Source organism: Pseudomonas sp. NPDC088890, assembly GCF_044900155.1.
Taxonomy (GTDB): domain Bacteria; phylum Pseudomonadota; class Gammaproteobacteria; order Pseudomonadales; family Pseudomonadaceae; genus Aquipseudomonas; species Aquipseudomonas urmiensis.
In genome coordinates, this window is sequence record NZ_JBJDNG010000004.1 from 36,594 (window position 1) to 51,451 (window position 14,858).

Genomic DNA, 14,858 nt, shown 5'->3' on the forward strand with positions numbered 1-14,858 from the left:
TCAGATCAAACTACCCAACTGGAAGATTGGCAGGTACATGGCAACCACCAGGCCACCCACCAGGAGGCCAAGGATCAGCACGATGGCTGGCTCCAGCAGGCCGGTCAACTGGTCGAGCGCCTGGCTGACCTGTTCCTCATAATGGCTGGCCGCTTTGCCCAGCATCTGGTCGAGCGTACCGCTCGACTCACCAATCATCGTCAGCTGCACCAACAGCGGCGGAAATAACCGCTCCCCTGCCATCGCCTGATGCAGCCCCTGCCCATTGGCCATGCCCTGGCGCAGCCGCAAAATCGCCTGCTCATGCACGCTGGCGCCACTCGCCGCCGCCACCGTGCCCAACGCATCCAACAGCGGCACCCCCGCCGCATACGCCGTGCCCAAACTGCGCGCAAACCGCGCCATCGCCGCATGCCCGAGCAACCGCCCAAGCACCGGAATACCCAGCGCCCGGCGAGATATCCACAAGCGCGCCCCGGCATGGCGCCGATACAGCTGGCGCCCACCTACACCGAGCAAAAGCAACACCACCACCAGCCAAGGCCCATGCAGCCCAAAGCCTGTGGATAAATCGATCACCCACTGGGTAAACGCCGGCAGCGCCTTGCCGAAACTGGCAAACAGCCCCTCAAAGCGCGGCACTACCTCCAGCAGCAACAGCGCCGACACGCCCAAGCCCGTCAGCAACAGCAGCGCCGGATAGAGCATCGCCTTACGCACCCGCCGCTGCAGCGCCTGGCGCTGCTCCAGCATGTCTGCCAGCTGTTCCAGCTGGCCATCGAGCGTGCCCGACTGCTCACCCACCCGCACCAGATTGCAGTACAGCCGATCGAACCACCCCGGCTGGCGCTGCAACGCATCGGCCAGCCCCATGCCCGCCGCCACATCCTGTTTCAATCGCGTCAGCAGCTTGCCCAGGCTCTCATCGCCGCCACTGCGCCCCATCACCTCGAACGCCTGCAGCAGCGGCACCCCCGCCTTGAGCAAGGTCGCCAACTGCCGACTGAACCCCGCCGCATCCGCCTTCTCCCGCCGCGCCGGCAACCGCCAGCCAAGCCCGCCCGCCGGGCGCAAGCGCGCATTACTGATGCCCTGGCGCAGCAACCCCGCGCGCACCAACGCCGGGCTGCGCCCCTCACTTTGGCCCGTGACCCGCGCGCCGTTGGCATCGATGCCTTGCCAGGCGTAAAGCCGTGTTGTTTGGCGCATAGCTAAGCTCCTTGCTGCACGTGCGACAAGCCCGGTAACAGCTTGCCGTGCCCCTGTGTGGGCGGGTTTCCCTGATGGTCACTAGAGTAGTTCAGCGAACATGACGTCCAGCCGGGCAGGGGTGACAAAAGGTGTCTGATAAGGCCTACTGCGCGCCTGCCAGCCTGGCGTCCAACAGTGGATGAAGGCTCAGCCGAATCAACAAGGAAACGCGTTCATGAAAGGCCAACAAGGCATCACCCTGATCGAACTGATGATCGTCGTCGCGATCATCGGCATCCTCGCCACCATCGCCGTGCCGATGTACACCAACCACCAATCGCGGACCAAAGCCGCCGCCGGGCTGCTCGAGATTTCAGCCCTCAAGACCGCGATGGACCTGCGCCTGAACGAAGGCAAGGACGTGACGGATGTCGCGGCCCTCGGCGGCCAACCCGCCACCGCGCACTGCGCAATCACCGCCCAAGGCACAGCCGCGAACGGCACCGGCGCCATCACCTGCACCCTGGCCGACGGCCCGGCCAGCGTGATGGGCAAAACCCTGACCCTGACCCGCGCCGCCAGCGGCTGGACCTGCACCACCAACATCGAAGAAGACCTAGCCCCAAGCGGCTGCAAAGCCGGCTAAGCCCCGGCCACCAAGCCCGCTGTAGGAGCGGGTTTGCCCCGCGATGAGGCCCTCAGCACCCAGCAAGATCTGACTAAAAACCAGCAATTTGCGAAACCGCCACGGCAGTGGTACGTTGCGCAACACGCCGGTGTAGCTCAGTCGGTAGAGCAGCGCACTCGTAACGCGAAGGTCGCAGGTTCGATTCCTGTCTCCGGCACCACATCCAGCTCCACTGAATCGCCCCTGGTTTCGTAGACACCTCCAAACCTCATAATGAGGCCCAAATAGGAGGTGCCATGAGTCGTCAGCGTTACCCTGAAGAATTCAAGATCGAAGCGGTCAAGCAAGTGACCGAGAAAGGCAAGCCAGTCGCCGATGTTGCCCAGCGCCTGGGCATGTCCGTTCACAGCCTCTACGCCTGGATCAAGCTCTACAGCAAACCCCAAGAGCAGCGTCAGCAGGACGATGACCAGCAAGCCGAACTGCGCAAGCTTCGCGCTGAACTCAAGCGCGTGACTGAAGAGTGAGACATCTTAAAAAAGGCCGCCGCGTACTTTGCCAAGGAGTGCAACTGAAGTACGCCTTCATCAAGAAGCACTCGACGCATTACCCGGTGCGGCGCCTTTGCCAAACTTTCAAGGTGCATCCTAGCGGCTACTACGCTTGGTTGGCCGAACCTCAATCTGCCCGAGCCAAAGAAGATCAGCGCCTGCTTGGCTTGATCAAGCAGGCCAGGTTAGAAAGCGGCGGCGTGTATGGCTATCGCAAGATTCACGATGACCTGCGAGAGCTAGGAGAGATCTGTGGGCGAAATCGAGTCGGTCGCTTAATGCAGGCAGAGGGGCTGCGTTCGCAAACGGGCTATCGCCGTCGTACTGGGTTTTATGGCGGAAAACCAACAGTGGCATCCCCCAACCATCTGGCCCGGCAGTTCAAGGTCAGTGAGCCGAATAAAGTCTGGGTGACCGATATCACCTACATCCGCACCTATGAAGGGTGGCTGTACCTGGCGGTAGTGCTGAATCTGTTCTCCCGCCAGGTCATTGGTTGGTCAATGAAGCCCAGGATGAGCAGCGACCTGGCCATCGACGCCATGCTGATGGCCGTGTGGCGACGCAAGCCACAGCAGCAAGTGATGATTCACTCAGACCAAGGCAGTCAGTTCAGTAGCTCAGAGCATGAGCCGACGAGGGAACTGCCACGACAATGCCGTAGCCGAGAGCTTTTTCCAGCTTTTGAAGCGGGAGCGAATCCGACGAAAGATCTACGCAACGCGTGACGAAGCCCGAAGTGATATTTTCGATTACATCGAGATGTTCTATAACCCCAAGCGTCGACACAGCAGTGCTATGCAGCTGTCGCCAGTAGAGTATGAGAAACGCTATTTTCTGAGCTTGGAGAGTGTCTAGGCAACCAAGGGCGATTCAGTCGTCCGCAATGCTGATATCAGCACGGAAGCCGGTGATCTGGTGCATGATGCTCACGGACTCAACCAAGGGGGCTGGTTAGGGCAACCTCAAACGCTACCATCTTGTCGATCTGATCGGGTCCGGTTTGAGGTACTGGAGCAACGGCATTTCGTGGATAAGGCGTTTGACGGAGGTGGAGAACACACCGGCGCAGGGGCTGGAGGCGGACACTGCCACAAGCGGAACTGGGGATGTCGCCACAGGAGTCAGCACACGAATGCGGCTGTGGTTCATGACTTGCCCACGCCTTGGAAAGCTTCGATGACGCATCGCCGGCGGTCATGTTGAATGGTATCGAGCGATGCAGTTGCAGTACTGAACGGAAGTGCGTTCGGAAGCTTGAGGTGTTTCCACACCAGCTAGATAGACTTACGAAAATCCTCTTGTGCGGGATAAGTAGGAACCACACTTGCCACTAGGAACACACGCATCCTTATTAGAAAAATGGATTGAAAGCCCAAAACCATCGCTGGACAGGGTTTGACGGTTTAGGTATTTTTCGTGCAACACCGCCAGCACAGAGATAAAGCTAAATGGACTTTGATTTTTCGGTCGTCTATGACTCAGACGAAAATGAGTTTGACGGTCTCGACATGTATTACGGCGCCCGCTCTATGCAGGGAATCTCCGAGGCAATCGCTATTGCGACACACGGCATTGTCAACGAGCGCTTCATCAGCAAGTCCACCGCAGCGAAGGGATTCAAGAATCGTTTCAAAACCAGTTTCGAAGGCTCTTTCAAACAAAGATTCAGAGTTACCTTTACTTCCCCTGAAACGATTTCAAAAATTACAATTCTAGGTGCAAAAAGCTATCTTCAATTGCTCCAGCACACGATCAACCAAGTAACCGGAAATGATGTAGAAATCACCAGGCGCACCGCGAAAGCCAAAGCGCGAAAGATGTATTTCAGCGAAGATATCACACATCGCCTCACCACTTCGCTTAAAGAAGTTCACGCACCGATAAAGAATCAGGGATACAAGGCGACACTTTATGCGGGCCAAACACCGCTTGCAGTGTTCAACCAAAGATCACTCAGTTACTTGGAAGAAGAAATTCCAAGCGAGGAGAGAGAGGTTCTGGTGGTCGGCATTAGTCGATTCAACGCGCGAACAGGCACAGGCAGGCTAATTTTTGATTTAGATGAGGACTCCTACAGCTTCGTCCCATCGATGCCGCTCACGCGGGCAGTCAAACGGGATATAATTGCTAGTTTGAGGGGCGTAGCCGACAACGAGTTCATTCCTTTACGGGCTGAAGTGACACGCGTGACGTTGAACGATGAGTCAACTAAATATTTCCGCATTCACCAGATTCAAAAAATCCAGCATGCCAATGAAGGTTAATATAACAGTCGTAGTAAGTACCTTGCTAGGTTGCCTATACTTCATCTATTTCTATCTCTTAGATGAGCCACTTAACGGCGGCAGCTTGGGGACGATGGGTGACTTCATCGGGGGCAACATAAACCCCATACTGACTTTTATTTCGACCGTACTATTGATTGAAACTCTAGCGCTTCAAAGGAAGGCCACTGCGGTTGCCGTAAAGCAGGCGGACGACGCTAAAGAAAGCTTCGAAGATCAAAGGTTAGTAGCTGCAATTCAGATTTTCGAAAGCTCTTTTTTCAACCTAATCAATCTTTGCCTAGATACATGCAAAGGCGCCGAAGTCACGCACGGATCAAAAACCATGATGGGTCTCAAGGCATTCGAATTCATTGAAGAAGAATTCTCCAAGCTGAGAGAAGAGGGACAGGATCCCAGCGAAACATTCCAAGAGCTTGACGATACATATGGGGATATTTGTTTTAACGTCATAAAAAGCTTCGGAAACCTCTTCGCCTTCATTGATGAGAACGCGCCAGCTAGCGAGAAAAATAAGTACATATCAATTGCCACACGCATGCTACCTGCATGTATTATTTATTTGATCTGCATCGCTAAGTTACACACGCAATGGGAAATAACGAAACCATTCAGCAAGTGCGGTTTTTTTGAGAAGAAAGGTATTGCTGACCTCTTAGATGGTTACAGCTAGCTTCTAAAACTCAGCCATAAATAATCTGCAGGATCCGTCAGATCCCGTAATGGTTACTTTGGCGGCCCGTGATTAAATATTATTGTAAAATAGATTTGTTCCATTTTTTCTAGGAGTTTTTATGAAGCAAAGTGATGCGAGGACGTTAACCCTCGTTATTGAGGCGGAATCTGACGTTCATCTGCACCATCTGTTAGAGATGGCACTATTCGAATTGAGGGAATCACAAAAAGATGCGAAGGACTTTTTTGAGGAGCTCGGCTCAACCAAACGATTTGAAACCCAAGGAACAATGGGGGGATACAAGCTCGACTATACGTATGGCGGTGAAGAGCTTGTCACGGTAAGGAATCAATTAATCAGTGAAGGATATGAGCTAACTCATCGGGCGGGCGTGTTTAATCAAGATGCGGTCTATACTCATCAGGGCGGAAAGTCGGTAAAGTTGTTGAACGTAAACACCTTGGAAATTAAAGATCACGATCCAGAAAAACCGTTGCCTTTTTAGGTCCTACAATTAATCAAGATGTGATTTCGTTAATTGCTTATTTGTACCCAGGGGTTGAGTGCTAACTCAACTTGTTACGGTGTAGGTGACGTCAAAAAATCTACCCCTGCCGGGGGAGGGTTAATACTTTTCATCGTTCGATGTAGGCTGGTTATGCCAGCATCAAGCGACTAGGTCAGGCAACGTAAGGGGCGGAATTATTTGTTGCGACTCAGAGAAAAGTGAAAGCGCTATAAAATAAATCTGTCCCCTTTTGCGCCCTTTAGCGCATTCATTCAGCATTTTATGGTTGGGCAATCCCTTTGGCTACTTAGGTGTGAAGCGCAGTTGCTAAACCACTTGTGGCCAATTGTTGCCTTTCGCCACCGGCAGTTATGGGTCGTTTTCTGCCGTTCCTCGCCTAGGCTCTGTGTGAAAAGCCTTGATACTCGGTGGTGCTGCGTTGAAAACAGCCTCGGAATGCTCATTTACAACTCGTAAACTCCGCTTCCTCGGCTGTTTTCGCCTTGCCTGACCTTCGTCTCAAGACTTTTCACACAGACCCTAACCCATCCGATTTTTGATTTTTTGAATGTGGGCCTTGATGGTTTCCACACTGCCTTGCAGTTCACCCAAGAACGAATCAAGGATTGACTTTTTCTCTACCATGCTAGTGGCAAAATTATCATACGCCTGGAGCTGATCAATAAGTTCAGAGTGACCGTCTAACTGCTCCACCAGTGCGTCATAGAAATCTTTATCGTCGGTATAATAATCCGGCTTAGGCATAACCAATCCCCCCTGCCTTCGTTTGAAATAGGCAGTAACCTCATCATATTCAAGCCAAGACCGGACAAAAGCTATTTTTCTACCGCGCCCTAAAATCCGCTGAATTTCCTCCTGTTCCTCCTCTGGACAGCAGATTACCTTTATAGCTTCATAAGGAAACCTTATACCACCGCGATCGCCATCAAAATAACGCCACTCTCTCTCCCACATATACCCCTGCTGCGATTCGTGCTCGAGGATAGGGGTTGTGAGTGGATAAAGCTCCCTTAAGACTTGCAATAAGCGCTCCTTTACTTCGGGTTCAATATTTGAGCCGGAAATTTCACCCATCTGATGATGCAGGTAATTAATATTGGTATTCAGCTTCTGGTCAGCGTAAACGCAGGGGCGAACACCAAGCTTAACCAACGCGCCTTTATCGAACCCAATTCCGAACCTCTGATCACCCTGCCACCGATCAAATGTTCTGTACCTGAAAAAGTCAAGCGCAAATGAAGGAGACTCAGTAAAGCAAACGACGGCGGCTTTGTAGATCTGTCGGTCGGATTTCGGCACCATTGCTTTCAAAAAGCCACAGCCATCATCGCCAGTCCCGGCAAGGATTAGAGAGAGCGCCCGTTTCCCAGTCATATGAAATAAAAAAGGCGACATGTCCGGCTTTTCAACCGGCGACAACTCAAAAGTCGGCGTGGAAACTTGATGATTTTTCCAACGGATTCCGGAAGACGGAGGGAGCAAAGGCATTCTAATCCTCATCCATGAATATGAAGTTGAATGTTGTTATAACATATGCGTGATAGCCTTTTATCATCATTCATCTCTGCGGGCAATTCTCCATTGGCACGCTTGACTTGCCGCTGAGATGACATGACCTTCCAAAGCACTCTCAGTCGGTGTACAACGCTAGGCTCTGTATGAAAATCCTTGATACATCGGTGATGTTGCGTTGAAAACAGCTTCGGAATGCTCATTTACAACCCGTAAACTCCGCTTCCTCGGCTGCTTTCGCCGTGCCTGACCTTCGTCTCAAGACTTTTCACGCAGACCCTAGCATTTGAACGAGGTGGGCGGAGCCCTCATTGGGTCCAACGCAATTCCCGATTCGATTCCACTGAAAGCCATAGCTCGCTGATTTTTTATGGATAGCCTATGGGGTAACCCAAAAAATCCACTAAATTCCAGCCCCGCGAAAACCGGGATCTCAAGACCAACAACCGTCCGTCTGTCTCCGCACCAGTCATATACTTTTCAGAAATCCTAATCCAATGGCAATGCTCCCCAAACCCCATTTTGAGCGCCCTTGCCGTTTCTGCTAGGCTCGTTTTCCCTTCACGCCACGGCCTCATTGATCGGCCCTGAGGCATTCAGGAAGCGGACGATTCTCAAGTCCTAGTCAAGAAAAGGAAGCACACCATGTCTAACCCTCGTCACTGGAACGACTGGGCTGGCGGACTGACCCTAGTCCTTCAGGCAGTCGTCTATATTCCTCTGCTTTACATCGTCCTGATGCCATGGCTGTGCCTGGCGCTGGTCAAGCTAGAGAAAACTCCATTCTTCCCAAGTTTTTTCCACGCGATGGCTTCCTCAGGCTGGCTGATCGCTTCCGGGGTCGTGGGCCTAACGGTTCTATTGGTGGTGGTTCGCAGCTTGGTCCGCTGAAAACGTGGCGACTTAATAGTTGGAAGGCTGATCACCTTTTTCCTTCGTCATTGAAAGAGAATTCTGTCTCCACTGCCCCTTGCCCCGCCAAGCCTCAAGGTCTAAATTGGCGAGGTCGCGGCAAATTCCGCGACCGGGTTTGGCGACTCGGATAACTTGGCGCAACAGCGCCCCACACGATTGCAGGCGCTTTTTTTGCGCCCGCAGCCTCGTGCCATGGCGGCTGTGCGTGGGAGACCTTCGGGTCTGCCGGGTTCCAAGTTCCCGGTTCGCCAACCTGCGTACAGCTGCCACCCAATTGTTTGGCGACGATGCGTGGCAGCTCCAATCAAACTTGGAGTCTCATGCATGCCTACTCGCATACCGAGCAAAATCCTCGCATTCGTTCTCCGCCGTCCACTGCGGCCGGCATCTCGAAGCCTTCGCTTCTATCCCATTCACACCCAACCCACCGCAAACCCAAGGCAGGCCCCCCATGCCTGACCAAGAACGCCTCTCCACCCTGCAAAGCTACACCTGGACCCTAGAGCTCCTAGCCGAAGCCCTGGTCCAGCACGACGACATGCTCGAGTGCGAACACAACCCGCGCCTGAGCTTTCGCAACACCGCGGGCATCCACCAGGCGATCCGCATCATCAGCCGCCTGGCCAGCGAGCAATGTGGAAAACTCCTCGATACCGGCGACAACGCCCTAGCCGACAGCAGCTGACTCAACGCTCGCCAGGGCACCCCCCGCGCAGATTCCCAGCCGCCTGACGAATCTGCGTGGCCAGCCCTTGCACGTTGTTCTGCTGCGCACGGACCAAGTCCTCGATCTCCGGCCCGGCGGGCGTTTGCAGCAGGCTGTGGCAGTTGAGCATCTCTCCACCCTCAGCCCCGCGCAGGCGCCAGCGGGCATCGATCAGCGCGTACTGCCCGGGGATCGAGTCAAAGCGCTGCACGTTGATCTTCACCGCCACTTTGCGCGCCGCGCTGCCGTTGCCCAGTTGCACCACCAGGGCACTGCGCAGCTCTTCACTGAGGCTCGCGCCCCACCATTCGGTTTCAAGAATGGCCAGGCCGTTGCTGCCTTGGCGAATGACGATCTGCGCCCGGTCGACCTGCGGCGGCACGCTGATGCCTTCGATCACCACTTCGGCGGCGTTGCTGCTGGCCTGGGTGGGGGCGTGCACTGGGGTCAGGGTGTGAAAGGCAATCGGGTCGCTGCGGCACGCGGCGAGCAGGGCCAGGGTGCAGAGCAGCGGGAGGGTGTGCCGTGGGGTCATGGGTTTCGCTCCTGCGGTCAGTTGCGCGGTGGGCCTTGCAGGTCCAGGGGCGCGGCGTTGGCGGGGCGGCCGCGGATCAGCGATTCGGGGTTGCGTCCGAGGTAGTCGGAGAGCTCGCGCAGCGAGCGCGACATGCGCGCGAGTTCGTCCAGGGTTTCGGTGAGTTTTTCCCGCTGCGGCGAGTCTTCGGCCAGGGTCGAGTTGGCCGATTGCAGGGTCTGGCTGACGTGGGCGAGGGTGTCTTGCACGCGGGGCAGGGTCTTGCTGTTGAACTGGGCGAGGCTTTTGCGCAGCTCGACCAGGTTGCTGTCGAGGTTGCTGGCGATGCGTTCGACCGGCAGTTTGTTGATCTTCTCGACCATGGCCTGCAATTGCTCCTGCAGCACTTCCAGGCTGCCGGGGATGGTTGGGATGGCGATGGGCCGGGCATTGAGGTCGAAGGCGACTTTCGGTGCCTTGGGGAAGAAGTCCAGGGCGATGTACAGCTGGCCGGTGAGCAGATTGCCGCTGCGGGCTTGGGCGCGCAGGCCGTTGTCGACGAAGGTGCTGAACAGCTTGACCGAAGCACTGAGGTCTTCGGGGTTGTGCTTGAGCACTTTGAGCATCTTCACGTGGGCCTGGCCGAGCCGTTGCGGATAAATAACGATACCGACGTTGACCGGGAAGCTGCGTTTGACTTCGTCGAAGTCGAGGTTCACCGACACCACGCGGCCAATTTCGACGCCGAGAAATTCCACCGGGGCGTCGACCTTGAGGCCGCGCAGGGCCTGGTCGAAGCGCAGGGTGAAGTACTGAGCCTTGCCGTTGGGCGGGGCGAGGGCGGTTTGCTGGTCGGCGAACAGCTCGTAGGTCTTGTCTTCGGCGGCGGGGCTGTCGTTGGGGCTGTACTCGGGGGCGCGGAAGGCGATGCCGCCGACGATCAGGGTGGACAGCGATTCGGTCTTCACCGAGACGCCATTGGCGCCGACATTCACATCGACGCCGCTGGCGTTCCAGAAACGGGTGTTTTCGGTCACGTAGGCATCGTTGGGGGCGTGGATGAACACTTCGATGTTCACCCCTTTGCCGTCGGCATCCAGGGCGTAGGCGACCACTTGGCCGACCGGGATCTTGCGATAGTAGACCGGCGAGCCGATATCCACCGAGCCCAAGTCGGGCGCGTGCAGGGTGAAGCGTTTGCCGGGTTCGCCGTAGGTGATCGGGGGTGGGTTTTCCAGGCCGGTGAAGTGCTTGGCGCGGGTGTTGGACTGGCCGATGTCGGCGCCGACGTAGTCGCCCGACAGCAGGGTGTCGATGCCGGACACGCCCCCGGCGCCAATGCGCGGGCGGACTACCCAGAATTGCGAATCTTCGCGGGTGAAACCTTCGGCTTGTTTGTCCAGTTTCACCGTGGCGTTGACGCTTTTCTGATCATCGCTCAGGGCCACTTCCGATACGTGGCCGATGACTACGCTGCGGTATTTGACTTCGGTCTTGTTGGCGGTGAGGCCGGCGCCGGTCTTGAAGGTGAGGGTGATGGTCGGGCCTTCCTGCATTGTGCGGTGGATCACCAGCGACAGGCCGACCAGCACCGCGACGATGGGCACGATCCACACCAGCGAGACGCTGAAGCGGCGGGTTTTCACCTCTGGCCGGGCGGGCTCGCGGGGGGCTTGATCAGTGGGTGACGACATCCGTGCGCTCCTTGGTGGCGGGTGGTTCCCAGATCAGGCGGGGGTCGAAGCTCATGGCCGAAAGCATGGTGAACACCACCACCAAGCCGAAGAATAGAATGCCCGGGCGTGGCTCGATGGTGCCCAGCGCTTGGAATTGCACGAGGGCGGCGACCAGGGCCACCACCAGCACGTCGAGCATCGACCAGTAGCCGATCAGCTCGACGAAGCGGTACAGCTTGGAGCGCTCCTTGCGCGCCCAGTCGCTGCCGCGCTGGACGGTGATCAGCAGCAGCGACAGGGCGACGAACTTGACCCCGGGCACGGCGATGCTGGCGATGAAGATGATCAGGGCGATGTCCCACGCGCCGTGCTCCCAGAACTCCAGCACGCCGCTCATGATGGTGCTGTCGGCGCCGTCGCCGAGCAGGGTGGTGTTCATCACTGGCAGCAGGTTGGCTGGCACGTAGAAGGCCAGGGCGGCGAGCATGTAGGCCCAGGTGCGGGTCAGCGAGTTGGTCTTGCGTCGGTGTAGAGGCGCGTCGCAGCGTGGGCAGCGGTGCGGCTCGTTGCTCATATCGCAGGCCAGGCCGCAGCTGTGGCACAGGCACAGGTTGAGTTCGCTGGCGGTGGGTGGGCGGTTCATAGCAGGTCCCACAGGTCGCGCACATCGCGCCCGGCAATGCGGATCAGCAACAGGCTCAGCGCGGCCAGGGCGAACAGGCCGATACCGGGCAGTACGTCGAGCATGCCGGCCAGCTTGAACACCGCGACCATGGCGCCGAGCAGGCACACTTCGAGCATGCTCCAGGGGCGAAGGGTTTCCAGCCAGCGCATGGCCAGCTTGAAGCCGGGGGCGCGGCGCTGGGCGAGGGCGAAGGTCAGCACCCAGGTCAGCAGAACCAGCTGGAAGGCCGGGGCGATGATGATGGCGATGGCGGCGACCATGGCCATGAAGGTGATCGGGCCTTGGCTCAAGGCCAGGACCGAATCCCACAGGGTTGCGCTGTTTTTCAGGCCCTGCATGCTGATGCTCATCACCGGGTAGAAGTTGGCGAACAGCCAGAGCATGGCGGCGGTGATGCTCAACGCCAGGCGCTGTTGCACCGTGAGGCCGTTGTAGCGCTGGAGCACGCCGGCGCAGCGGCTGCAGACGGTTTTCTGGTGCTTGGCGAGCGGGACCTTTTCGTAGACGCAGTCGCAGTGCTCGCAAATGATGAACTGGGCAGCATGGGCCATGTTCACGCTCGAAAGGGCCGCTTGGCAGGGACTCAGTGAATATAGGAGCGCTGGGATAAACGGCAACTTTTTCAGGGGCCGTTTATCGTTGATGGGGGGAGGGCGGGTTAGCTGTCGATTTCGGCGGGGCGTTCGGTGTGGGCCGGCTTGAGATGATGGGCTGAGGGTTTTGGGCTGGCTGGGCGGGCCTCTTCGCGGGCAAGTCGCAGCGGCGCACCGCCGCTCCCACAGGGTTCAGGGGTGGTTGTAAGGGTGGGGTCGAACCAGGTTGGCCAGGAGCTTTGGTGGCGGGTGGGGAGTTCGATGCAGGGGATCAGGCGGTCGGTGAGGACTGCGGTTTGCTGGACGGATTTGGCGGTGCGGTATTTGACGCTGTGCACGCACTCGCGGTCGCCGAACTCGCAGCGGTTGAGCGAGGTGCCGCCGCAGGGGCCGTTGGCCAGCCCTTTTGGGCAGCTTTCCGGGCAGATGTAGAGGGTGTCTTCGAGGCGGCAACGCCCGCAGGTGTCGCAGCCGAGCAGGGGGCGTTTGATGCTGCGTTCCAGCTGGTGCAGCAGGCGCGCGCCTTGGGCTGTGCGCCAAACCGGGCGGGTGACGGCCCAGCCGAAGCTGCGGCTGAGCCAGTTGCTGCGGTCGAACAACAGTGAGTGCAAGCCAGACAGCACGTGGTAGCGGGCTTGCTCTGTGCGGCTGGCGCTGACGCGCGACTCGCCCAACCGCCAGTGGGCGCCGGGTGGGTTGAAGGTGACTGCGGGCAAGCCGGGCATTTGCCAGCTGGCAGCCCAGGCGGGTGCCCATTGCTCCAGGGTGTGGATTTCGCCTTGCTGGGTGTGTAGCGCCTGCTCCAGCGCTTGGAACTGGGCCAGGTCATGGATGCCGGAGAGGTGCACGCCGGCATAGCCCATCAACTTCAAGCCGATCACCTGCAGCGCCAGGCGCTCGATGCTGCGGGTCTGGGCGAAGGCCTTGGACACGTCCAGCTCGGCCGCGAGGATGTCGCGCATCGAGGGGCTGACCACCGCGCCTGCCACGTGTTCGAGCATCTTGGCGCGGCCGTGGGTCAGGGCCATCAGGCAGGCGATCAGCGGCTTGGGTGTGCGCTGGCGGCGCATCCAGTGCAGCGCTTCCTGGTGCTTGCGGTCGTCATAGCCCATTTGCAGGGTGAGAAAATCCGCTCCGGCGCTGAGTTTTTTCTCGGCTTTGAAGTATTGCGCGGCGCCTTCTTCCTCGTGGTACTTGAACGGGTTGAGTGCGGCGCCGAGCAGCCAGTCGGGGCGGGCTTGGCGGGTGATTTGTAGCGCCGCGACCGATTCGAGGTAGCGCACCGGGCGTTGGCCGGGCTGGTGGCCGGGGAGGCGGTCGCCGGTGAGGATCAGCAGCTGGTCGAGGCCGGCGTTGTCCATGCGTTTGAGCTGGGCGAGCAGGTCTTGGCGTTCGCGGTCTTTGCCGGAGAAGTGCAACAGGGCGGGAACGGCTGTGTCGAGGGAGCTGAAAGCGTCCAAAGGCGACATGTCCAGCGGGCTGCCGACCCGGTCGCCGATGGCCACGGTCAGCGGCCAGCCGCACAGCTGCTTGCGGGCCATGATCGCTTCGAGGGCGGCGAAGCGCTCGGCGCTGGGCTTGGGGACGAACTCCATGACGCAGACGAAGGTGTGTTCGTGCAGGGCGTCTTTCAGCTGGCTCATGGCGGGCTGGGTACCTGGCTGGGGTAGGCTGGCATTTTGCGCGATGTGCGGGGTGGGTACTTGTCTGGATGCGCAGCTTAGTGATTTGGTTGAGACATTGAGATTGTCGGGGGCGGCTTTGTGGCCCCTCGCGGCGGTTCGGCGCCCCGACAAGCCTGCAGGCTCATTGCCAGCCGGAAGAACGGCGCGGTACCTGTGGTGGATGATCTGGCCTCTTCGCGGGCAAGCCCGCTCCCACAGGTTCACCGCCAGCCGGAAGAACGGCGCGGTACCTGGGGTAGGTGTGGTGGATGATCTGGCCTCTTCGCGGGCAAGCCCGCTCCCACAGGCTCACCACCAGCCGGAAGAACGGCGCGGTACCTGTGGTAGGTGTGGTGGATGATCTGGCCTCTTCGCGGGCAGGCCCGCTCCCACAGGCTCATTGCCAGCCGGAAGAACGGCGCGGTAGCTGTGGTAGTTATGGTGAATGGTCTGGCCTGTTCGCGGGCAAGCCCGCTCCCACAGGCTCATTGCCAGCCGGAAGAACGGCGCGGTAGCTGTGGTAGGTGTGGTGAATGGTCTGGCCTGTTCGCGGGCAAGCCCGCTCACACAGGTACCGCGCCGTTCTTCCGGCTGGCGGTGAACCTGTGGGAGCGGGCTTGCCCGCGAAGGGCTGCGCAGCAGCCCCAATACCTCCGCCTCATGAATGAATCTCGTGATCATCTTAAATTATATGAGTTTGTCTCACGATGCCCGTACCGCCAAACTTCCC

At 58.1% G+C, this 14,858-nt stretch carries 13 protein-coding genes, 1 tRNA gene and 1 pseudogene; 8 read left to right on the top strand and 7 right to left on the bottom strand.

What is annotated here, in order from left to right:
• Entirely contained in the window at window positions 1-1,209 is a 1,209-nt protein-coding gene (locus tag ACI2JX_RS10410; protein WP_404690030.1) for a type II secretion system F family protein, read from the bottom strand.
• A gap of 217 nt (window positions 1,210-1,426) precedes the next feature.
• On the opposite strand from ACI2JX_RS10410, the gene ACI2JX_RS10415 reads away from it, so the two are divergent.
• From ACI2JX_RS10415 to ACI2JX_RS10440, 6 genes and pseudogenes are all read left to right on the top strand, one after another.
• The gene (locus ACI2JX_RS10415; RefSeq protein ID WP_368973385.1) at window positions 1,427-1,837 is read left to right on the top strand and encodes a pilin; all 411 of its coding nucleotides are present in this window, start codon (window positions 1,427-1,429) and stop codon (window positions 1,835-1,837) included.
• 126 nt (window positions 1,838-1,963) lie between these two features.
• A tRNA-Thr gene (locus tag ACI2JX_RS10420) sits at window positions 1,964-2,039 on the top strand.
• 76 nt (window positions 2,040-2,115) lie between these two features.
• Window positions 2,116-3,228: pseudogene (locus tag ACI2JX_RS10425) on the top strand (IS3 family transposase).
• 593 nt (window positions 3,229-3,821) lie between these two features.
• Window positions 3,822-4,637, top strand: a complete 816-nt coding sequence (locus ACI2JX_RS10430; RefSeq protein WP_404690031.1) for a hypothetical protein — start codon at window positions 3,822-3,824, stop codon at window positions 4,635-4,637.
• Window positions 4,621-5,331, top strand: a complete 711-nt coding sequence (locus ACI2JX_RS10435) for a hypothetical protein (RefSeq protein ID WP_404690032.1) — start codon at window positions 4,621-4,623, stop codon at window positions 5,329-5,331. The genes ACI2JX_RS10430 and ACI2JX_RS10435 overlap by 17 nt, the downstream gene beginning before the upstream one ends.
• Window positions 5,332-5,452: 121 nt before the next feature.
• Entirely contained in the window at window positions 5,453-5,839 is a 387-nt protein-coding gene (locus ACI2JX_RS10440; RefSeq protein WP_404690033.1) for a hypothetical protein, read from the top strand.
• A 543-nt stretch (window positions 5,840-6,382) separates the two neighbouring features.
• On the opposite strand, the gene ACI2JX_RS10445 is transcribed toward ACI2JX_RS10440, so the two are convergent.
• A complete protein-coding gene (locus ACI2JX_RS10445; protein WP_404690034.1) occupies window positions 6,383-7,351 on the bottom strand; it encodes a hypothetical protein in 969 nt (322 codons plus the stop codon).
• A gap of 669 nt (window positions 7,352-8,020) precedes the next feature.
• On the opposite strand from ACI2JX_RS10445, the gene ACI2JX_RS10450 reads away from it, so the two are divergent.
• Window positions 8,021-8,266: a hypothetical protein gene (locus tag ACI2JX_RS10450; RefSeq protein WP_404690035.1), complete on the top strand. Its 246-nt coding sequence runs from the start codon at window positions 8,021-8,023 to the stop codon at window positions 8,264-8,266.
• Window positions 8,267-8,741: 475 nt separating this feature from the next.
• A complete protein-coding gene (locus tag ACI2JX_RS10455) occupies window positions 8,742-8,975 on the top strand; it encodes a hypothetical protein (protein WP_186553714.1) in 234 nt (77 codons plus the stop codon).
• A gap of 1 nt (window position 8,976) precedes the next feature.
• Here the strand turns inward: ACI2JX_RS10455 and ACI2JX_RS10460 are convergent, their stop codons facing one another.
• The 5 genes from ACI2JX_RS10460 to ACI2JX_RS10480 form a co-directional block, all read right to left on the bottom strand.
• Window positions 8,977-9,531 carry a PqiC family protein gene (locus ACI2JX_RS10460; RefSeq protein WP_404690036.1) on the bottom strand — a complete coding sequence of 185 codons (555 nt, stop codon included), beginning with the start codon at window positions 9,529-9,531 and terminating at the stop codon, window positions 8,977-8,979.
• A 17-nt stretch (window positions 9,532-9,548) separates the two neighbouring features.
• Entirely contained in the window at window positions 9,549-11,204 is a 1,656-nt protein-coding gene (locus ACI2JX_RS10465; RefSeq protein ID WP_392464073.1) for an intermembrane transport protein PqiB, read from the bottom strand.
• Window positions 11,188-11,829, bottom strand: a complete 642-nt coding sequence (locus ACI2JX_RS10470; protein ID WP_404690037.1) for a paraquat-inducible protein A — start codon at window positions 11,827-11,829, stop codon at window positions 11,188-11,190. Before ACI2JX_RS10470 ends, ACI2JX_RS10465 begins: the two co-directional genes overlap by 17 nt.
• Window positions 11,826-12,422 carry a paraquat-inducible protein A gene (locus tag ACI2JX_RS10475; protein WP_186553718.1) on the bottom strand — a complete coding sequence of 199 codons (597 nt, stop codon included), beginning with the start codon at window positions 12,420-12,422 and terminating at the stop codon, window positions 11,826-11,828. Before ACI2JX_RS10475 ends, ACI2JX_RS10470 begins: the two co-directional genes overlap by 4 nt.
• 107 nt (window positions 12,423-12,529) lie before the next feature.
• Window positions 12,530-14,107 carry a methylenetetrahydrofolate reductase C-terminal domain-containing protein gene (locus tag ACI2JX_RS10480; RefSeq protein WP_404690038.1) on the bottom strand — a complete coding sequence of 526 codons (1,578 nt, stop codon included), beginning with the start codon at window positions 14,105-14,107 and terminating at the stop codon, window positions 12,530-12,532.
• Window positions 14,108-14,858 lie beyond the last annotated feature (751 nt).